Raw genomic sequence first — 21,811 nt, forward strand, 5'->3', positions numbered from 1 at the left:
TTTTAAAAAATTGTTTTGAAATCAATTAAATGTCCGTATCTTTGCAACCCGTTTGAATACGGAAAGTGTTTCGCAATAACACTCAAAATTAGATAAAAAGTTACATAAAGATATATTGCGGGGTGGAGCAGTTGGTAGCTCGTCGGGCTCATAACCCGAAGGTCATAGGTTCGAGTCCTGTCCCCGCTACCATTAAAATGGCAATTGAGAAATCAGTTGCCATTTTTGGTTTTATGAAGGTTAATAATCAAGTAGGGGACGAGATTTTATGGGATCAAGACTAATTGTTGGTGATTAGGCATAAATATTTGTCAATCTGAATAAAAAATATTCAATATTTCTTACTTCATCCTTTGAATATATACTTCACGGAAGCAAAGTATATACTGATTACCTACTTTTCTTCTTCTTCTTCTGCCCATCTCATCGACTCTCCCCCATCAAAGTCAACACCAACTTCCGTTTTCCACCTTGGTTTCTGTGTTCACACAAGTATATTCCTTGCCAAGTTCCTAAATTTAATGCCCCATCTGTAATTGGTATTTGAACAGAACTCCCCAATAAAGATGCTTTTATATGCGCCGGCATATCATCGCTTCCTTCATAATCATGTTTGTAATAAGGTTCATTTTCTGGAACAAATTTATTGAAGTGGCTCTCAAAGTCCATGCGAACTGTAGGATCAGCATTTTCGTTGATCGTTAATCCTGCTGATGTATGTTTAATAAACACCTGTAATGTCCCAATTTTAATTTCCTTGATTTCTGGAATTTCACCTAGAACTTCATCTGTAATAATATGAAACCCTCGTGAAAAAGCAGGTAAATGTATTTCTCTTTGTATCCACTTCATAGCTTGAATATATAAATTTAAATCCGTTCAAAAAATCACAAAAATACACATCACTCTACAAAGTAGGATTAAAAACCTATCTTTGTAATATATATTAAATAATACATGACATTTAAACAACTCGGCTTAGCCGAACCAATTTTAAAAGCCCTCGAAGAAGAAGGCTACGAAAATCCAACTCCAATTCAAGAACAATCTATTCCTATCCTTTTGAAAGGAAAAGATCTTTTGGGTGTTGCTCAAACCGGAACAGGTAAGACAGCAGCATTTGGTATTCCAATTTTACATCATTTATACAACTCGAATAATAATTCGAACGGCAGACGCAAAGTTCGTGCTTTAATCGTTACTCCTACACGAGAGTTAGCGATTCAGATTGATGAGAGCTTTAACGCTTATGGTAGACACACAGGTTTAAGAACTACTGTAATTTATGGTGGAGTAAAACAAACCAAACAAGTTGCACGACTAAAACAAGGTGTTGATGTTTTAGTGGCTACTCCAGGTCGTTTACTAGATTTAGTGAGCCAAGGATATATTACTTTTCGCGATTTAGAATTCGTAGTTTTGGATGAAGCAGATCAAATGCTCGACATGGGTTTCATTCACGATATTAAGAAGATTATCGCTCAACTTCCACCAAAGAGACAATCACTTTTCTTTTCAGCTACAATGCCGAAATCAATTGTGGAACTATCTAGAAAAATCTTAGGAGAATTTGAACAAGTTACAATTAAACCACAACAGGCTACTGCTGAAAAAGTAGAGCAAGGTGTGTATTTTGTGAGTAAAGGCAATAAGGTTCACTTATTGAGAGAATTGATTAAAGACCGTCCAGGAGAATCTGTTTTAGTATTCTCTAGAACGAAACACGGAGCAAATAAAATTGTCAAGAAACTTGATCAAGCAGATATAAAAGCTGCTGCTATTCATGGAAACAAATCTCAACCACAACGTGAAGCTGCATTGGGAGGTTTTAAAGATGGAAAACTTCAGGTGTTAATTGCAACAGATATTGCTGCTCGTGGAATCGATGTAGATGATTTGGCTTTGGTTATCAACTATGACTTACCAAACGTTGCCGAAACTTATGTCCACCGAATTGGTAGAACAGGTCGTGCTCATGCAAGTGGAATAGCACTTTCTTTCTGTGAAAACGAAGAACGTCCTTACCTTAGAGATATTGAAAAACTCATCAAGCAGCAAGTTCCTGTAATGGATCCACACCCTGAAGTTGAGGAAGAAATTGAAGATAAAAATGCGAAACCAAAGAAACCTCAACAAAGAGGAAGAGGAGGCGGAGGTGGTCGTAGAAAACCACAAAATAACAATGGAAATAGAAACAGAAGTAGAACTCCAAAAAGAGATTAATTTCTGTAAACAACAGTTTTTCTTTTTAGGAAAATGAAAATTTATTAAGCAGCGAAAGAACAATTAAAATTGGGAATTCGCTGTTTTTTTTTGGTTTAAAGTTTGTAGAAATCCATTCAAACATGATAAATCTCAAGACTTATTTAAAGAAAATAATCATTTATTCATCTAGCTAACATAAATTCATTTGACTAAGTCATCACACTATTTTAATTTTTCAATCGTTATACAAATGAAGAATAAATAACTAAACTAATTTTCATTATTGCTTTTATGTAGGGGTTCTATTCAACCCTAAGCTTAATGATTTCAGTAGTTTTGACAAAATGGCAAGTTATTTGCATATTCAATATCGAATAAAAACTTAAAACTATGAAAACAATCATTTCAATATTTATTATGACTGCTGTGCTAGTTGGAATGACTAGTTCAACAAATATATCTTATCCAAAAATCCAAAGTAAAAGTTTTACAAGTGGAGAGAAATTAACCTATAGAATTAGCTATGGTGTAATGGATGCTGGTGAAGCAATTTTGACAGTAAAAGAAACGAAGAAAAAAGGTGCCAATGGCCGACCTTTATATCATGTGAAAGGAGAGGGTAAAACCCTAGGTGCTTTTAACTGGTTCTATAAAGTAGAAGATGTTTACGAATCTTATGTAGACAAAGAAGGAGTTTTTCCTTGGTTATTTATCCGCGATATTAATGAAGGTGGATATGAAAAGGAACAAGAATATGTTTTCAAACAAGACAAGCAAAAAGTTGTTTCTAAAGGGCAAGAATATAAAGTCCCTTTAGGTGTTCAAGACATGATTTCTTCTTTCTATTATGCCAGAACCTTGAACTTTAAAAACATGAAAGTTGGTGATATTACTGAATTCAAATGTTTTATGGATGAAGAGATTTTTCCTTTAAAAGTGAAGTATGTGGGTAAAGAAGACATCAAAATTCGAAAAGGAACTTTTGAATGTTTAAAATTTCAGCCTGTTGTGCAAGAAGGAAGATACTTTGAAGAACCAGACGATGTTGAATTTTGGGTAACCAATGACGCCAACAGAATTCCAGTTTTAGTGAAAGCTAAAATCCCAGTAGGAAGCATTAAAATGCACCTTGTTGATTGGGAAGGATTGGTAGGTGACATTGCAATAAAATAAAATTGACCCCTTTAAAAATTTAGCGCTCAGTAGAAATACTGGGCGTTCTTTTTGCTTAAAAACTGTTTTAAACACTAAAAGCTTAACTATTGAATACACTTTCGTAAATTTGCACCATGGTAGTATATAATGTAACAATTAGTCTTGATGTAAATGTTGCCGAAGATTGGCTAACATGGATGCGCGAAACACATATTCCTGATGTGATGGCAACCGGACATTTTAGAGATAGTAAAATTTGCCGTGTTCATGGTGAGGAAGAAGGTGGAATAACGTACGCGATTATGTACACTGCTATTTCACAGGAAGACTTGGACACCTATCAAGAAAAACATTCTCCACGTCTACAACAAGAACATACAGAGAAGTTTCAAGGTAAATTCGCTTCATTCAGAACATTGCTTTCTGTAGTACAAGAATTTAAATAATCATGAGCGTACAACCAAAAAAGCATTTAGGCCAGCATTTCCTGACCGATGAAAATACGTGTAGGAAAATTGTTGAACAATACACCAACTTTCAAGGTGCTAACAACATTTTAGAAATTGGTCCAGGTATGGGAGCCATCACAAAATATCTTTTAGATATCGAAGGAACTGACTTACACGTTATGGAAATTGATCGTGATTCGGTAACATATTTAGAAGAGGTTTTTCCTGCTCTTCAAAACAAAATTCATTCAAATGACTTTCTGAAAACAGATCTATCTCAATTTTTTGAAGGTCAACCCTATGCAGTAGTAGGAAATTTCCCATACAATATTTCTTCTCAAATTCTTTTTCATTGCATTGAGTATAGAAACCAAATTCCAGAAATTATGGGAATGTTTCAAAAAGAAGTTGCTGAAAGAGTTGCCGAGCCTCCTGGTTCAAAAAAATATGGAATTTTGAGTGTTTTAATGCAAACTTATTACGATATAAAGTATTGTTTTACAGTGCATGAAAATGTTTTCAATCCACCACCAAAAGTGAAATCAGGAGTTATTCGTTGTTTGAGAAATGAACGAACTCACCTTCCTGTTGATGAAGAATTATACAAAAGAGTAATCAAATCTACTTTTAATCAACGGAGAAAAACGATTCGCAACGGATTAAAAGTTATTCTTGATGTAGCTTTACTTCCAGAACATCCATTTTTAAAACAACGTGCAGAAACATTAAGTGTTGATGATTTTATCGAATTAACACAACTCGTTGAGAAAGCAATGGTAGAGTAATAAGTGCTATTCAAAAGTATGATGTTGGACGATTTACTAATCTAGTAGTTATAGTACTTGGAGCTATGAATACCTTTGAATAAATCGACTAGCCACTTTAAAAAATTAAATATTTGATATTAAGTTCAAGGAAATCCTCCATTTGTCACTTATAGTTATTCATTTTTTTTAAAATTCTAATTCTTTCTTTCGTAAATTCGCACAAAAATTATCGATATGCAGTTCGAATTAACAAGAGAATATCTAGATAAAATTAGAGATGAAATCACTATTAACAATAGTCAATTCATTGAAAAAGAGATCATTCATTTACATCCAGCAGATATTGCTGAGATTCTTGACGAACTCGATAGAGACGAAGCAAAGTTTATTTATGATCATCTAGATTCAGATCTTCAAGGTGACGTTTTGATGGAACTGGATGAAGACGTACGTCAAAATTTTCTAGAATCTATTAATTCAGATCAACTTGCCATTCAATTAGAAAATTTAGATTCTGATGATGCTGTTGATATCCTTGGTGAAATGTCTGTTGAAAAACAATTGGAGGTCATTTCTAAAATGGACAGTGACAATGCTTCAGAATTAGTTGAACTGCTAAATTACGATGAAGATACAGCCGGTGGTTTAATGCAAACTGAGTTTATCAAAGCAAAACTTGATTGGCCTATTAACCGATGCGTTATCGAACTGCGACGACAAGCCGAAGAAGTAGATAAAGTACACACCATTTACGTCGTCGATAATGAAGATAGACTTGTTGGAACTTTATCTCTTCGATCCTTATTGGTTGCCAATGCAAAATCGATTGTAAAGGATGTTTATGAAAATACAAACATGTCTTATGTTTACACCAATGAAGACGCTGAAGAAGTTGCAAGAGTAATGGATAAATATGACTTGGTATCTGTTCCTGTATTGGATTTACAAAAGAAATTAGTGGGAAGAATTACCATTGATGACATTGTTGATGTAATGCGTGAGGAGGCAGACAAAGATTTCCAGATGGCATCAGGTATTTCTGAAAATGTAGAACACGATGCTGGAATTATAAAAATGTCTCGAGCAAGACTTCCTTGGTTAATGATTGGATTAATGGGTGGAGTTTTAGGTTCACAAGTTATTGGAAACTTTGAAACTCAAATTGGTGCCATTCCATCATTGGCTTTCTTTATTCCACTTGTTGCGGCAATGGGAGGAAATGTTGGTGTACAATCGAGTGCTATTGTTGTTCAATCTATAGCTAACGGGACAAGTCAATTTAGTAGTATTTTATCCAGGGTTAAAAGAGAAGCAATTCTAGGTCTTTTAAATGGAGTGATTTGTGGTGTTTTTATTTTTGGAATCACTTGGTTATTGCAAGATATCAGGCTAGGAATATCCGTAAGTATCGCCTTATTTATCGTCATCTTCTTTGCGGCCATTTTTGGAACGTTAATTCCCTTGATACTTCATAAGTATAAAGTTGACCCTGCTGTAGCCACAGGGCCATTTATAACAACCTTAAACGACGTTGTAGGGCTATTCATATACTTTGCCGTAGGTATGATGGTATTTGGATTGTAATTACCTTCCAGGTGTAAACCCAGTTCCTTCGATAACCTGCATTCCGTTTTCGAATACTTGCTCCTTTACAACCTTTCCTGTTTGGTCATAAATCTTCACTTTTCCGTGTTTTACGCCATTCTTGTATTCCGCTTCGGAAATAATATTGTTCCCTCGGTATTCGTAGGTTTTCATTTTTCCATGTAATTCTCCATTCTTATAATTTGAAATTACTGCAGGTAAAACCCCTCCAGGATGATAAACTGTCCAAGTTCCATGCTTTTCGCCATCCTTGTATTTCCCTTCTTCAGTTTTAGAAAAATCTTTTTGTGAATAGGTAATTGACTCTCCATGAGGAACAGAAACGCGTACAACTCTGTCCTTCATTGGACCATAATTAACTTTAGATTTCTTTTCAATTACTTTGAAATTCTCAACGTCTTTTGGCATTCCATTTGAAAAATAAGTTATCCATTCATCGGTTTTTTGACCGAGATCATAATATCCTTTTGACAATGGTTTTCCGTTACTAAAGAAAGACAACCATTCCCCGTTTAATTTTCCTTTTGTAAAATCCGATTGATTTTTAAGTTGACCGTTTTCCCAATAATTTTTCCATGTTCCTTCTTCCAAATCATCTTTGTATTCTCCTTCCATCAAAAGCGTACCGTCTTCATACCAAGTAGACCAATTACCATTTCTCAAATCATTTTCAAAATGTCCTACTTTAAACTTCTTCCCGTTGCGATATTTATAAGTCCATTTTCCGTCTTTCTCTCCTTCTTTATATCTCGCACGGTAAGAAAGATCTCCATTTGGAAAATTATACAACCAAACCCCATGTTGTAATCCATTTTTGAATTCTCCCTTCATGTCGATAATTCCAGAATTGGTATACCAAATCCATTCTCCCGTTTTTTCACCTGCTTCGAAATTACCCTCAACATTCACTTGACCATTGTCGAAATAGTAGGTGTATGTTCCGTCTAATTTTCCATTTTTATAATGTGTTATTTTTTCTAAATCACCCGTGTAATAATAGTATTCCCATTCTCCTTCCGGCTTGTTTTCAATAAATGAACCTTTCATTAAATAAAATCCATTCACAGAAGCTTCTTCAAAATCTCCATGGCGCAAACCATCCTTGTAGTTATACCAGGATTCTAATCTACCATTTCCAAAATAGGTAGCCATTTGCCCGTTTCCATCGATTACAGTTTGCGTATGCGCACTGTCAGCACCATAAAATTGCCAAACATAATTTACTTCATCAATGATTTCTTCCACCATTTTTAAAGCTCCGTCCGTGTAGAAATAACGCCATTTCCCTACAGGTTCTCCTAAGTTATAATAGCCAATTTGAGTAGTGTCTCCGGTTAAAGAAAAGTCAATAAAAATACTGTCTTGTTGATCTTGAAAGAAATATCCTATACTTCTAACTTTCTCTTCCCTTCCATAGTAAGTTTTAACCTCACCATTTAATTTATTTCTATCGTAGTGACGTTCTTCAACGATACCCCCTTCACGATTAAAGAAAGTCCATTTTCCATGCCTTTCAGTAGTTTCTCCTAAGTCATCTGAATAATAATATCCGTGACTTTCCACTTGAGTTCTGGTTGCAGGATCATAATAAAAAGTTTGACGCTTTGATAAATTTCTATCCTTCCTAGATTGGCTATAACCATTGAACAATAGGGTCACAAATAAAAAAAGTAAAATTGATTTGTACATAATAGAAACTATATTTACATATAAGTATAATAAAAAATTCAAATTGGTTACACTTTACCTGAACCAAATAACAATGCTATTTATTACTAAAAACGCGCCAAAAACCATTAAAATTGTTCCTGTAATTCTATTTAATGACCGTAAAAGGGATACTGTAATGAAAGGACGCAATTTCTTTGCTCCAACAATTTTTCCTACATCGATTGCGAAAAAGGTAAAAAGAACTACTAAAAGATACAAGAAAGTTTCTCCTCCGGTATGTACGGCATCAGAACCTGAATGACCCAGTGCCATAACAGAAAACCAATAAAAGACAACCAAGGGATTTGCCAAATTAAGGAGTAACCCTTTAATAAACAATATCCAATAATCTTTTGGATCAGCGTTGACTTTTTTGGTTTTCTTCGCTGTGACACCATCTACTTTTTTGACAAAAGTTAAGTATCCATAAATAATAAAAAGTACACCTCCTAATCCGCGAATCAAGGCGTTATCTCCACCTTGCGAAAGTTCTTCAATTTGCTGAATAAAAACATAAGCGATGATGATATAAATGATATCACTAATCAATACCCCAGCATCGAAAGCCAAAGCTGCCCGAATTCCTCTTTTAATACTTGTTTCTAAAAGCACAAAAAATGCAGGTCCAAGCATAACACTTAAGATTAATCCTGTAACTAAAGCCTTTAGAAGTAATGCGCTCAATTTATTCTATTTCTATTTTAATCGTTTAACTTTAAAACGGCTAAGAATGCTTCCTGTGGAACTTCTACTCTACCCACTTGACGCATACGTTTCTTACCCTCTTTTTGTTTTTCTAATAGTTTTCTTTTACGAGAAATATCACCTCCATAACATTTTGCAGTAACATCTTTTCGCAAGGCTTTTACCGTTTCTCTAGCAATAATCTTAGCGCCAATACTGGCTTGAATCGGAATCTCAAATTGCTGTCTTGGAATCAATTCCTTTAACTTCAAACAAATTTTCTTTCCTAAATCGAAAGCGTTACTTCTGTGAACTAAAGCTGAAAGTGCATCAACTTGCTCGTGGTTCAAAAGAACATCAAGCTTCACCAAATCCGAAACTTGGTAACCAATTGGGTGATAGTCGAAAGAAGCATAACCTCTGGAAACAGATTTCAAACGGTCATAAAAGTCAAATACAATCTCTGCCATTGGCATTTTGAATGTGATTTCAACCCTGTCTTGCGTTAAATAAACTTGATTCTGTAATTCACCACGTTTTTCAACACATAAATTCATTACTTGACCAACATATTCCGATTTCGTAATTACTTGTGCTTTTATATATGGTTCTTCAATTGTTTCAATTGTGGATGGGTCTGGTAAGTCAGAAGGATTATTTACAATTTGTTTTTGGTCCGGATATTTTCTTGTATAGCAAAAATAAGAAACGTTAGGAACAGTTGTGATCACTGTCATGTTGAACTCACGCTCTAACCGTTCTTGGATAATTTCCATGTGCAACATTCCTAAGAATCCACAACGGAAACCAAAACCTAATGCCGCAGAAGATTCAGGTTCAAAAACCAAAGAAGAGTCATTCAATTGCAATTTCTCCATTGAATAACGCAATTCCTCAAAATCATCCGTATCCACAGGATAAATCCCTGCAAATACCATTGGTTTTACGTCTTCAAAACCTTTTACTGCAGTCAAACAAGGATTCTCAAAAGTGGTAATTGTTTCACCAACTTTTACTTCTTTTGCAATCTTGATTCCTGAAATAATATATCCTACATCCCCTGTTTTAACTTCTTTTCTTGGCTGAGGATCCATTCTTAAAATACCAATTTCATCAGCATGATAAGTCGCTCCAGTATTTAGGAATTTAATTTTTTCCCCTTTTTTAAGAGAACCGTTCATTATTCTGTAATAAGCAATAATTCCTCTAAAAGGATTAAAAACAGAATCAAAAATCATAGCTTGCAATGGACCATCAGGATCTCCTTTTGGCGCTGGAACTCTATTGATAATTGCCTCTAAAATCTTGTCAACTCCTAATCCAGTTTTACCAGAAGCTGGAATAACATCAGAAGGATCACAGCCAATTAATTCAACAATTTGATCTGTAACTTCTTCTGGTTCTGCTCCCGGCAAATCCATTTTATTTAAGATTGGAATAATCTCCAAATCGTTTTCTAATGCCAAATATAAGTTTGAAATTGTTTGAGCTTCGATACCTTGTGATGCATCAACAATTAGCAACGCACCTTCGCAAGCAGCAATGGAACGAGAAACCTCATAAGAAAAATCAACGTGACCAGGTGTATCAATAAGATTTAGGGTATATTTTTCACCATCTTTCTCATAATCCATTTGAATGGCATGGCTTTTTATGGTAATTCCACGTTCGCGTTCTAAGTCCATGCTATCAAGTGCTTGATTTTGCATGTCACGGTCTGAAATCGTGCCCGTTGTTTGTAATAACCTATCAGCCAGCGTACTTTTCCCGTGGTCAATATGAGCGATGATGCAGAAATTGCGAATATTTTTCATGTAAATTCTTTAGTTCTTGTGTTTTCTATCTCAGAAAGATAGTAAATGATATGCGAAAATAATGGATTTTCGCCGGTTTTCAAGCTATTTATCTTAAGAATGCTGTAGGATATTTCATTCTAATCAAAAAATGGTTTTAAAAGAATGTTATTCTATAAAAAATGGGATTGACTTCAAGGTAATTCCTTTGAAAAAACTTTTGTTCTAGAACTCATAATCTACTCATTTGATTCAGAAAAAACGTCCTAAAACTAATTGGAGATAATGGCAGGCGCCATTATCTCCAATCAAACACTACTACTTATGAAACCTAACGGTGCAAAGGTAATAAACTTTTATTCTTAAAATAACTTACCATGGTATTTATTCCTAAAAATATGTTAATAAACACTTCATTATCTATAAATAGCATTTAGAAATGTATTTATGTTAGAATTGAAGGGTGAAAAAGATTAAAAAAACAATCTTCCATTGATCCATTCAGGATCCAAGGTTGCTCCAATTTTCTCATAAAACTTGATTGCAGATTCATTCCAGTCCAAGACTTGCCAATCCATACGTTTTACACCTAGTTTTTTTGCCTCGTCAACTAAAATTTGAAAAAGCTTCAATCCTATTCCAGTTCTTCTGAATTCAGGCTGGATGTATAAATCTTCCAAATATAGACAGCGACCTCTCCAAGTGGAATAAGAAATATAGTACAACGCCATTCCTCGAATTACACCATCCACCTCATACACGAAACAATCGCACAATTGATCATCGAATAAATCAATGGCCAATTGTTCTGGTGTATTAATTACTTCATCAGGCGCTTTTTCGAAATCGGCTAACTCCTGCACAAGTCCCATGAGTGCTTGTTCGTCTCCGCGTTTTGCTTTTCTAATGTTTGTTACTTCAATCATTCTATTCTCTTTATATTTTGGTTCTATGGAAAAAATCCAACATGCCTTACCAGTTTAAACACCTAATCCTAACTTGTATAAAAACAAAACGGTCAATCACTTTAAAAATGATTGACCGAATTTTGTAGTATTATGGTTAGTAATTCTTTTTATAGCCCTCCTAAGTTAAATCTCAATCGAACTCCTGTTGCAATGTTTCCTGTTACGTAAGAAGTAGCAATCGTTGGGTCAGTCAATTGTTGATCATAATATAATGAAACGGTTAAATTCTTACCTACTAAATAATCAGCGCTTGAACGAATTGAGAATACACGCTGTCCGGCGGTTGCCTGCGTAGTGTTTTCAACTACTTTTCGAATTACTGTTATGTTATCTCTAATGGACAAATCAAATCGTACGTTTAAATCAGAAGGTTTCAATCTATCTCCTCTAACAGTAATTGGAATTCTGAAATTTGTGAATTTATAACCTGTTCCGATTACAATTTCTGTTCCTATTAATTCAGTCAATTGATTATTTGCTAAAGACAAGGAGGAAGCACGTTCTTTACTAATTTCAAATTTCGTTAACAATCCGTTACCATTCACTTTCCAAGTTGCATCAAAACCAATTAATGGAGAGAATCTCTCTGATATAGTTACGTTTTGTATTTGCTGCTCAGAAATAAAGTTGTTATTGATATCTCTAGCAGATAGGTAGCCATCATCGTCAACTTCAGCATTCAAATTCGTCTGCATTCCCGAAACATTAACTGTTGAGGTATATCCATGACGTAAAGTAAAGTTTTGTACATACTTTTTAAAGAACTTAAACTTAGTTAATCCATTGTATGAAACTTGCCAATTTGGAAGAGGTACACTTCTTACAGGAGATATAGAGTTTTTATTTGTGTTTTTTCCTGAGAAAGTATTTAAGAAAGCTCCTATCAATACATCCTGCTGGTTAGGACCATAGCCATCAGTATATCCAGCACTATCAGACAAACTATAAGGATTTCCTTCACCCAGTAATTGTGAAACTTCTGCACGCCTTTCCCTTATATTGTCGAATGAGGGAGAACGATAATCATCATTCTTATCAAGTCTTTCAAAAGCTGATCGAATAGATATAGTAGAATAACTTACCGTAGTAGTTTTAAATTCACTTTGATTTTCAAATGCTTGCAAACTATCTGAAAATCTAAAATAAGAAGACGTATTTTCAGTAAAATTTCGTTGCATAGACAAATCAATCTTCAAATCCTTAATTGGTTCTATACTTGCACGCAAATTATAGTTTTGAGAATGCATTATAGTATGTTGTGTATTTAACCCACTCGTATCCACTATAAATCCATTTGCTCCTGCATAAGGTGCGTAATCAAAACCTGTTTCATTTCCGAAAACACTTCTTTGCTGTTGACCTATTGCAAAACCTCGTAATTTACTATCGCCCAACATTGCACTGTTTAATCCAAAGAAATCTGCTTCTTGATTAAATCCAGGCAATAACATTCCATCAGTTTGTGTGTATGTACCAGAAACAGTCCTTACACTCATTAATGCTCTAGCGGCAAATCCAACTACAGGATGATAAGGTTTACCAAACTTATCATTGTACTTCTCTTCACGTTCATTTTGATTAGCAATTCGATCATCTTGACGCTCAAGTCTAGGCTCTTTATTTTCTAACTTTTTGGTGACTTTGGCCAATTCTTTTTCATGTTCAACCAATTCATCAGTTTCTAAAGTATTCACCCTCACTCTTTCAAGCTTTTCCTTTTTAATGGTAAGTTCTCGAACTTTTTTCGCCAATCTACTGGTATTTACAGGATTTGAACCAGGTCTATTTAATGTCCCCCTATTCATGGCGCCTTGTGGAGTTCGTAAAGATTCTCTACCTCCTCTACCATCTTCTACAATCTTTTTCAAGAAATCAGACTTCCTATATAAGGTCAACAAATTCAATTGTGCCGTGGTATTTATATTTCGACTATTTTGAATTGTATTTCCAAACACTTCTTGACCTAAATTTGGCCTTGTCCATTCGTAAGCCCCACCATATCTGATATTCGAATTAATGAAATCCAAAGCTGGAATTTTGTTGAAAGGAACATTGTATGTTAAATTATAATTATGGTCATAACGCATAGTTTTTCCTAAAGTTCTCAATTGAGTTCTTACTGAATCTTGGAAATCTCTATACAGTTCTGGACTCTCATTCTTATCTACTTGACCTTCTGCCTCATCAATTATTGATGTGTTATTTGAAGCAAAATCAAATTTCAGATTTCTAGTAATATCATATCCAAAATCAAACCTTCTGTTCCAAGTAAAGTTCTTCAAATAAATCGGTTGAAATTCAAAATCAGTATTCGGAATATTATTCGCGATTTGCCTTTCGTTATAATTACGAATTAAATTATTTTTTACACTAATATTTTTTGGTCCTAAATAGAAATTAGTAGATTGCAGCAAGCCCCACCATTTCGATTTACGCATGAATTTAGATTGCTTAAATGGCTCCCATAAAGTTGGTGAACCATTGTAAACATAATTTACACCACCTTTCCAAATTTTTGTTCTATCGTAATTTGTAGTGAAATTTCTTGCATAATCTTCACTATAAGCAAAATTCAATGAGAAATTACTAATGTCCCAAATATTTGCCTCAGCACCCGGTTTTCTTTGTCTTCTTACATTAGTGAAATTAAATGATTTACGTTGTGTAAAATCACTTCCATCTTTCATTCTTTGTTTTCGTTCTTCAGAATCATAGGATGAAAGTTCGATGTCCGGATTATACGGATCATAACGCGGCCTCACTGTTCCTACAGAATATGTATACAAGAAGGGAATATCAATTTTAGCTTTATCGCCTAACAATTGACCTAGTTGTGCATTCGCTGAAACGTCCAAACTTAAACGTGTGTCTCTTTGTCTTTCTGCAACACGGCTATCTATACTCCCCCAATTTAGTCCGCTATATGCTCCTGCTACTTGAACGGTTGCAAAATCTGCTATTTGTAATTGCGCTTGAGCAAGGGCGGCAGACCCCCCTTCATTTTGGAATTCTGTTAATCGCAATTCGTTAACCCAAACTTGAACACATTTTGCCAAACCATCATCTGGTTTCCATGGGTTATCTGCATTTTGCGCAGGGTTTCTAACTCCGATCATAATGGTTTTTACATCAACTAAATTAGGATTACCCTTAATTTTCACCATTCTCGGAGGATGATTAACATCATTGTTGTCAGACGTTCCAGGTTTATGTGCAATTTCCTTAGAATACTCGATATTTGTAGCAACATTAGACCCTGGCTGCTCCATCGCTGTATTTCTCTCTTTCTTTAAATTAATTAAGTCTTCAAAAACAATTCTTAGATTATTCTCTTCTGGCCAGATCTGTAAATCTTGAGTAACACCCCATTGACTTACCGTCATTGGAACTTCATACTCATAATAATTCTCCCTAAAGTCTGTTCCCAATCGAATAAAGACCGTGACATCTTCATCGTTTAGCGGATTAGTGGGTTCTACTTCTTCAGCATGCAAGTACATTTCTAAATTCTTGTACATAATCATGTCCATACCAACATTCTTAGTTGCACCTCTAGCATCACCATCTTTTAAGTTACACACTTCAATGGTCATCGATTGCTCGTTCAACTGTCTTTGGAATTGCTGAGATGGATCAACTTCTCTATCGATTCCAGGTGGAATAACATACTTAATTGGTTCACGCTGATCATGTTCTTCAACATTTACAGCTCCAATATTAAATGGTGTCAAATCTGGATCTTCTTGAACTCCATCCCCAGGTTGAGTTAAACTCTCTGTGAATTTTCTCCATTCTCCACGAACCAATTCTAATTTTGCAAAACGCAACGTAGTTTCTTGTTCAAAAGAACGCATAAACATTCTCATAAAACGAATAGAACGGTAGTCCGAAATTCCATTAACTGCTTTTTCAGGATTTCTGATAGGTACACGGAACTGATACCATTTGAAATTCTTATTGTTTTTATCGTATTCTCTTGTGTTAATAATGTAGTTTTTACCAACAACCAAATCACTTTGACGTAATGAGACCTTATATTGGAAATAACTTTCTGATTCACTTAGGTTGTTGTCGCGATTCACATCCTCCATGTCTGGAGTGTTGGTTGCTTGAGTAGGATATCCTTCGCTATTTATTTGAGCTGACATTTCTGGTGTTGGAGAATTTCCTTCATGCCCATTCCAATATTTGTACCTACGAATGATGTCTCTTTCATCTGCATCATATTGATCATCACGATAATAATTGTAGTTATCACCGGAAATATCACGTAAAAGTTCAGCCCTTGCTTCAGGAGATAATACACTATTGGTTTGAATCCAATTAACGTAACTTGCGTATGCTAGTCGCTCTTTCTCATCATCATACCCGTCAAGTCCAACATCTTGTTGGGCTCTTGTTTCTGGGTCATTATCAAAAGCGTTTACTACAACTTGTTGAGTAGAAACTCTAGCCCAATTCGTAACATCAGTATTTAATGTGTTATCATATTCTCTTGGCAAACCGTTTTCAAAACTTTTTCTAGAATCAGGAAGTATATCTTCAGATAAGTTACCAATATTGAAGTATAAATCTCCTCCAGAATAAGGTGTTGTTGGATCTTGCGCCTGTTGGTCTTCATTAAATGGATCTAACAACCAAAATTGAATATATTCGACGTTGGTTTCTTCAAAATTAGTTGTTGTCAAAGAACGCATGATTCCATTCCATCTTTCTTGAGGATCTGTGAATTCTCCTTCAGCGTTAACGGTGTTTGTTGTATCGTAATTATACATCCCTCTATCTTTAGGATAGTAAGTCATATTGAAAATAGGAAGATTCGTAATTTCACCAGTTGCAGGTTGTGTATTCGGGAAAATATCTGTTTTATTTACCAATGAAACATTCATATTTTCCGTAAAAGTTGGATCATCTGCAATATGTTGTGGAGTAATTGAACGGTTTTCATGGAACATAGGATCAATAGAATACCAAGACAAATGTGAACGCTTAAATCCAGCAGCCAAATTATTCTTTAAGGAAGCTTCCGGGAACAAGTCATCTTGTCCTTGAGGAATTGAAGCTAACTTCCATGAAGAAAAGTTTTTTAAATCTATTGTTGATTGACTTCCTTCAAAATCGTCAACATAAGAAATCCCTTGTTTTGAAATTGCACGAGGAGTTCCAGGAATTAAATGTGCCGCCTCAGCATTTAAGGTTAAGGTAGACATTTGTTTGGTAGAAATTGTTGGAATAAAATTAATCAATTTAGTCAATAATGGAATATCTGTTCTATAGGATAAATTAGCGCCAACAATGTTGTTTTTGAATGGTTCATCTCCAATATCCACTTTTTGTGTAATTGGTTTTTCTGTCATTCTCATCCATGTTGCTCCCACATTAAAGTCAGGATTAATCATGTAATTCATATGAGTACCAATGAGCGATTTGTTTTGGAAACCAAAGACAGAATTACTTTCAATGGAAATTTTTATGTCAGCATTTGATTCCAATACCGCACTATTCAAAATCTTTACACGACCTAAATTGTAATCTACAGTAAAATCTTGACCTTCTTGAAGCCTAATTCCTCCTGCTGTAACTACCACTGCTCCTTCTGGAACGTTTAATGCGTTCAAAGGAATTTCATCACTAACTGAAGATTCATATTTCCCTACAAAATAAAACCTGTTTTTCTTCGGTATTTGTTGTGCGGCTATTTTTGTTGAGTCATAAAGCTCATCGTATGCTACATTATCCGCAATTTGAGGAAGTCCCGCAGCAATCATTTCTTTTCTTACCGTTTCAGCAAAGGGCTCGATTGTACTAAAATAAATACGACCATTTCTCGTATTGATAGTTCCTCCATTTGTAGCTTGATTTCCATTAAAAGTAATAGGTAAAAAATCAAAAACTCCATCTTTTTGAGAACGATTGTTTTGATTTAATCGATCCATTCCTACTACATCAATTACTTGTTTATCATCCAAACCAGGGTAAGGAAGGAAATTCACTAATAAACTGTTGTCTGGGTTGTTGTAAAGAATGTCTAATCTAAATCCTTCTTGACTTACTTGATACGCCCCTATTGAGTAGACGTTTTTCATCATCAAATCCCATAATTTATTTTTAGGATTAACGATAGTAGGTTTCAATAACTTCAGGAACAAGGCATCTGTTCCCACAATCCCATCTGTTGAAAATTCACCTACTTGATATGTTCTTCCTGCATATGTATATTCATATGAAACAGCTAAAACCTCATCATTATTCAAAGGTAAATTCACAGAAATAAACCCTAACTGGGCGTTGTAAGTAAATTCTTGTTCCGTTAATCTTCTCGCGTTTTCAACTTTCTCATAGTCATTCGCTTGTTGAAAAGGACCAGGTTCCAAAGCCTCAGATTCTAATGCCACAACAGCATTATTAAATCCACGAACTGTTGGATTGTTTTTCGCGTAATCATATAACCCATTTGAAGAGTTGTTCGGTAATTCATTGGTTGAAGCACTCCCTGGATTTCCAGACCAATTATCTGGATCTGCTTCTCCTAAATCAGTAAATGCAATAATATTTCGTGTATCTTCAACTTTATTAGTTTGGTTGGTAACCCATACTTCAATTCGGGTAATATTTACCAAGGAGCTTATAAATGGAACAGATTCCATGGCCTGATCATAATTTTCTCTGTGATAATAGTTCAGGAAATAATGGCGATTGGCCTCATAATCATCAGCTTTCAATTCAAAATCCTGAACCTGAGAACCTCCCTTAATATTAATTTCTTGTTTTTGCCCTCGAGATGTAGAGGCTATTGCATCCACAGTTAAACGTCCAAATCTCATCCTAGTTTTAACACCAAAAAGCGTTTGGGAACCTTCAATCAAAGAGGTTTCTAGTGGCATGGAAACATTACCCGCTTCTATTTTTTGAAGAATTTGATCTTCCTCACCAGTCCATTCTAATTTAGTTACGTTGTCAAAATTAAAAGCGGCTTCTGTATTGTATGAAGCTCCTAATTTCAATTTAGTTCCAATTTGTCCAACCAAGTTCAATTGAATTTGTTGTTGGAAGTCAAATCTTGTAATTCTTCTTTGATTTTCTGGTAAAACAGGATTGTCATATCGCGCTGAATTTAAACCTAATGACAATTCTACACTACCCTCTGGTCGAATCAAAATTTCATCAGACCCAAAAATGTTTGCAAATCCTGGACTATCAATTTTAATTGGCGGAATTAATCCTTGTTCTTCTTCAGTTTGAGAATCAATTTTTTCCTTCCAATAGCTTTGCATTTTTTGTTGACGTTCATACTCGATATATTCTTCGAGTGTCATCATTGATCCTCTTTTATAATCTATACCTCCAATAACTTCCTTAAAAACATATTTACCAGTTTTTGGATCATAAACAATAGATTTTTGAACGCTTTTAGGATCTCCTAAGTCAAAGCTTTGTCTATCGTTCCCCGTTGGGTCATAAGGATTTTTTATAGGGAATTTTAATTTTGTTGAATCCGGATCACCTTGACCATAAGCAAATGTTAAGGTTGTAATAATCAGGGTTATCAAAAACCCACTACATATTGTATTTAGTGTTTGTCTATTCACAGTTATATTTCCCGTTAGAGCACTTTCAGAGCATCTTTAATTAATAACTCTACAGTTGCTTGCTCGTTCATTACTTTATTTATTGCTTTCTCAGCAGACTTTTTATCAAACCCAAGAGAAACCAAAGCAGTTAACGCTTCAAATCGAAGTCTATTGTTTGAAGACGAAACATTCTCATCAGAAACCTCGAATTTTAACATTTTATCCTTCAAATCTACAATTACACGCTGTGCAGTTTTAGTTCCTATTCCCTTGACCCCCTTGATGGTATCAACATCTTCCGATGTAATTGCTTGCACAATTTCCGATGGTGAAAGCCCTGAAAGCATAAGAATTGCAGTATTTGGTCCTATTCCTGAAACAGAAACCAAATAATTGAACATTTCTCGTTCTTCAATAGTCATAAATCCATATAAAATTTGCGCATCCTCTCGCACCACAAATTGAGTAAAAATCTTAATCGATTCATCACCACCAATTGCAGAAAAGGTATTCAACGAAATCTTTACTTCATATCCTATCCCACCACATTCTATCACCAAAACTGTTGGTGTTTTTTCTACAAGCCTCCCATTTAGGTATGTAATCATATCTATTTGTTTTGTGCGTCTACAACTGCAACTTTTACCATGTTTACAATTTCTCTAACTGATGCACCCAATTGCAATACATGAATAGATTTTCTCAATCCAACCAATACTGGTCCAATTGCTTCTGCATCTGTCATTTCTTGCAACAATTTATAAGCTATATTTCCTGAAGATAAATTCGGGAAAATAAATGTATTTACTTCTTTATTTGCCAATTCAGAGAATGGGAACTTCTCATTCATTAAGTCATTGTTTAGTGCGAAATTCGCTTGAACCTCACCATCTACAACAAGTGTAGGATACTTTTCGTGAATAATTTTTACTGCTTTTGCCATTTTCTCAGCATCTTTCCCTTCTGCAGAACCATAGTTAGAATAAGACAACAATGCAATTTTTGGATTTACCTTAAACTTACGTACCATCTTCGCAACGTTGTTTGTCATTTCAGCAATTTCTTCGGCCGTCGGATCAAAATTCACAGTTGTATCTGCTAAGAATATCGGTCCTCGCTTTGTAATCAATACATACATTCCCGCAACACGATCTACATCTTTTTGTGTTCCGATCACTTGAAGAGCTGGGCGCAAAACATCGCTATATTTTCTTGTTGCTCCTGAAATCATTGCATCTGCATCACCAGATTGAACCATCATTGCACCAAAATAATTACGTTCACGCATTATCTTATTGGCTTCATACTCTGTGAATCCTTTTCTTTTTCTCAGTTCAAAGAAATCTTTCGCGTAGCGCAGAAGTCTTTCTTTTTCTTCAGGAGCTTTTGGATCTAAAATTTCAACATGAGAAAGATCCATGTTGTATTCTTTAATCATTCCTAAAACTCTTTCCTTTCGACCTAAAAGGATAGGTATAACAACTCCTTCTTCATAAGCCGTTTGAGCTGCTTTTAAAGTTTTATAATTATCAGCTTCAGCAAACACAACACGTTTTGGATTGCGTTCTGCCTTTTCAGTTAATCCTCTTACTAGTTTATTGTCTATTCCTAAACGCTTTTTCAATGTAGCTTCATAAGCATCCCAATCTTTAATTGGCATTCTAGCTACTCCAGAATCCATTGCCGCTCTTGCTACTGCAGGTGCCACGTGATAAATTAATCGAGGATCTAATGGTTTAGGGATAAAATTATCTCGTCCAAATGAAATACTTCTCTCTCCATAAGCTTCACTTACCTCCTCTGGAACTGATTCTTTAGCTAAATTAGCAATGGCATAAACCGCCGCCAATTTCATTTCTTCGTTAATTGTTTTTGAACGAACATCTAAGGCTCCTCTAAAAATAAAAGGGAAACCTAAAACATTGTTCACCTGATTAGGATGGTCTGAACGTCCGGTTGCCATAATTAAATCTTCACGAACAGACATGGCATCTTTATATGCAATCTCGGGATCTGGATTCGCCAAAGCAAATACAATTGGATTGTCGGCCATTGATTTCACCATCGTCTTCGAAACAACCCCACCTCTAGAGAGTCCTACCAACACATCTGCACCAGCTAACTCAGTAGCTAAATCAGATGTTTTTTCGTGGTGCTCACCAAACAACTTTTTATTTCCGTCCAGTTCTCTATCACGGCTCAGTAAACCTTTACTGTCAAACATGAAGATATTCTCCATTTTTGCTCCTAAAGAATTGTACAACTTAGCGCAACTCATTGCAGAAGCACCTGCTCCTGAAACAACGATTTTCACATCTTCTATTTTCTTATCTGCTAATTCTAAAGCGTTCAAAAGTCCAGCAGATGAAATAATTGCTGTTCCGTGTTGATCATCATGCATAACTGGAATATCCAATTCTGCTTTCAATCTTTCTTCTATTAAAAAAGCTTCTGGAGCTTTAATATCCTCTAAGTTTATTCCTCCAAATGTTGGCGCAATTGCTTTTACAGTTTGAATAAATAATTCTGGATCGTTAGCATCTACCTCAATATCAAAAACGTCGATATCCGCAAATATTTTAAATAACAAACCTTTACCTTCCATGACAGGCTTCGAGGCCGCTGGACCAATATCACCCAATCCTAAAACAGCCGTACCGTTAGAGATAACAGCAACTAAATTAGATTTTGCAGTATATTTATATACATCTTCCGGGTTTTCAGCAATTTTTAGACATGGTTCTGCAACACCAGGTGAATAAGCCAAAGACAAATCACGCTGTGAACTATATGGTTTTGTAGGTACAACTTCAATCTTCCCAGGTTTACCTTGAGAATGGTAGTCAAGTGCATCTTGTTTTCTTATTTTAGCCATATTGAATATTATTTTTCATTTTTATGCAA

The 21,811-nt window shown here is 35.0% G+C and carries 13 protein-coding genes and 1 tRNA gene; 6 read left to right on the forward strand and 8 right to left on the reverse strand.

Annotated features, from left to right (window positions below):
• The first annotated feature begins 116 nt into the window (after positions 1 to 116).
• A tRNA-Met gene (locus tag C6368_RS15740) sits at positions 117 to 192 on the forward strand.
• Positions 193 to 423: 231 nt separating this feature from the next.
• Here the strand turns inward: C6368_RS15740 and C6368_RS15745 are convergent.
• Positions 424 to 852 carry a secondary thiamine-phosphate synthase enzyme YjbQ gene (locus C6368_RS15745; RefSeq protein ID WP_107040188.1) on the reverse strand — a complete coding sequence of 143 codons (429 nt, stop codon included), beginning with the start codon at positions 850 to 852 and terminating at the stop codon, positions 424 to 426.
• 105 nt (positions 853 to 957) lie between these two features.
• Here C6368_RS15745 and C6368_RS15750 point away from each other — a divergent pair, with 105 nt between their 5' ends.
• From C6368_RS15750 to mgtE, 5 genes are all read left to right on the forward strand, one after another.
• Positions 958 to 2,223, forward strand: coding sequence for a DEAD/DEAH box helicase (locus C6368_RS15750; protein ID WP_107040189.1), 1,266 nt, complete (start codon positions 958 to 960; stop codon positions 2,221 to 2,223).
• A 372-nt stretch (positions 2,224 to 2,595) separates the two neighbouring features.
• Positions 2,596 to 3,378, forward strand: coding sequence for a DUF3108 domain-containing protein (locus tag C6368_RS15755; protein ID WP_107040190.1), 783 nt, complete (start codon positions 2,596 to 2,598; stop codon positions 3,376 to 3,378).
• 116 nt (positions 3,379 to 3,494) lie between these two features.
• Positions 3,495 to 3,806, forward strand: coding sequence for a DUF4286 family protein (locus C6368_RS15760; protein WP_107040191.1), 312 nt, complete (start codon positions 3,495 to 3,497; stop codon positions 3,804 to 3,806).
• A gap of 2 nt (positions 3,807 to 3,808) precedes the next feature.
• Positions 3,809 to 4,594: a 16S rRNA (adenine(1518)-N(6)/adenine(1519)-N(6))-dimethyltransferase RsmA gene (gene rsmA, locus C6368_RS15765; protein WP_107040192.1), complete on the forward strand. Its 786-nt coding sequence runs from the start codon at positions 3,809 to 3,811 to the stop codon at positions 4,592 to 4,594.
• 216 nt (positions 4,595 to 4,810) lie between these two features.
• Positions 4,811 to 6,160, forward strand: coding sequence for a magnesium transporter (gene mgtE / locus C6368_RS15770; RefSeq protein WP_107040193.1), 1,350 nt, complete (start codon positions 4,811 to 4,813; stop codon positions 6,158 to 6,160).
• Here the strand turns inward: mgtE and C6368_RS15775 are convergent, their stop codons facing one another.
• From C6368_RS15775 to C6368_RS15805, 7 genes are all read right to left on the reverse strand, one after another.
• Complete coding sequence (locus C6368_RS15775) at positions 6,161 to 7,870, reverse strand: toxin-antitoxin system YwqK family antitoxin (RefSeq protein WP_107040194.1); 1,710 nt, start codon at positions 7,868 to 7,870, stop codon at positions 6,161 to 6,163.
• 54 nt (positions 7,871 to 7,924) lie between these two features.
• The gene (locus tag C6368_RS15780; RefSeq protein ID WP_107040195.1) at positions 7,925 to 8,575 is read right to left on the reverse strand and encodes a LysE family translocator; all 651 of its coding nucleotides are present in this window, start codon (positions 8,573 to 8,575) and stop codon (positions 7,925 to 7,927) included.
• Positions 8,576 to 8,592: 17 nt separating this feature from the next.
• Positions 8,593 to 10,389 carry a translation elongation factor 4 gene (lepA, locus tag C6368_RS15785; protein ID WP_107040196.1) on the reverse strand — a complete coding sequence of 599 codons (1,797 nt, stop codon included), beginning with the start codon at positions 10,387 to 10,389 and terminating at the stop codon, positions 8,593 to 8,595.
• Positions 10,390 to 10,841: 452 nt separating this feature from the next.
• Positions 10,842 to 11,294: a GNAT family N-acetyltransferase gene (locus C6368_RS15790; RefSeq protein WP_107040197.1), complete on the reverse strand. Its 453-nt coding sequence runs from the start codon at positions 11,292 to 11,294 to the stop codon at positions 10,842 to 10,844.
• Between the two features lie 149 nt (positions 11,295 to 11,443).
• Positions 11,444 to 18,925 carry a T9SS outer membrane translocon Sov/SprA gene (sov, locus tag C6368_RS15795; RefSeq protein ID WP_159038642.1) on the reverse strand — a complete coding sequence of 2,494 codons (7,482 nt, stop codon included), beginning with the start codon at positions 18,923 to 18,925 and terminating at the stop codon, positions 11,444 to 11,446.
• A 14-nt stretch (positions 18,926 to 18,939) separates the two neighbouring features.
• Positions 18,940 to 19,515 carry a Holliday junction branch migration protein RuvA gene (ruvA, locus tag C6368_RS15800; RefSeq protein ID WP_107040199.1) on the reverse strand — a complete coding sequence of 192 codons (576 nt, stop codon included), beginning with the start codon at positions 19,513 to 19,515 and terminating at the stop codon, positions 18,940 to 18,942.
• 2 nt (positions 19,516 to 19,517) lie between these two features.
• Complete coding sequence (locus tag C6368_RS15805) at positions 19,518 to 21,782, reverse strand: NADP-dependent malic enzyme (RefSeq protein WP_107040200.1); 2,265 nt, start codon at positions 21,780 to 21,782, stop codon at positions 19,518 to 19,520.
• Positions 21,783 to 21,811 lie beyond the last annotated feature (29 nt).

Source organism: Brumimicrobium mesophilum, assembly GCF_003025005.1.
GTDB classification, from domain to species: Bacteria; Bacteroidota; Bacteroidia; order Flavobacteriales_D; family Crocinitomicaceae; genus Brumimicrobium; species Brumimicrobium mesophilum.

Coding starts and splice junctions, on each gene's coding strand:
- C6368_RS15790 (WP_107040197.1), bottom strand. CDS start 11,294: ATGATTGAAGTAACAAACATTAGAAAAGCAAAACGCGGAGACGAACAA.
- C6368_RS15745 (WP_107040188.1), bottom strand. CDS start 852: ATGAAGTGGATACAAAGAGAAATACATTTACCTGCTTTTTCACGAGGG.
- C6368_RS15760 (WP_107040191.1), top strand. CDS start 3,495: ATGGTAGTATATAATGTAACAATTAGTCTTGATGTAAATGTTGCCGAA.
- C6368_RS15805 (WP_107040200.1), bottom strand. CDS start 21,782: ATGGCTAAAATAAGAAAACAAGATGCACTTGACTACCATTCTCAAGGT.
- mgtE (WP_107040193.1), top strand. CDS start 4,811: ATGCAGTTCGAATTAACAAGAGAATATCTAGATAAAATTAGAGATGAA.
- C6368_RS15755 (WP_107040190.1), top strand. CDS start 2,596: ATGAAAACAATCATTTCAATATTTATTATGACTGCTGTGCTAGTTGGA.
- C6368_RS15750 (WP_107040189.1), top strand. CDS start 958: ATGACATTTAAACAACTCGGCTTAGCCGAACCAATTTTAAAAGCCCTC.
- lepA (WP_107040196.1), bottom strand. CDS start 10,389: ATGAAAAATATTCGCAATTTCTGCATCATCGCTCATATTGACCACGGG.
- rsmA (WP_107040192.1), top strand. CDS start 3,809: ATGAGCGTACAACCAAAAAAGCATTTAGGCCAGCATTTCCTGACCGAT.
- ruvA (WP_107040199.1), bottom strand. CDS start 19,515: ATGATTACATACCTAAATGGGAGGCTTGTAGAAAAAACACCAACAGTT.
- C6368_RS15775 (WP_107040194.1), bottom strand. CDS start 7,870: ATGTACAAATCAATTTTACTTTTTTTATTTGTGACCCTATTGTTCAAT.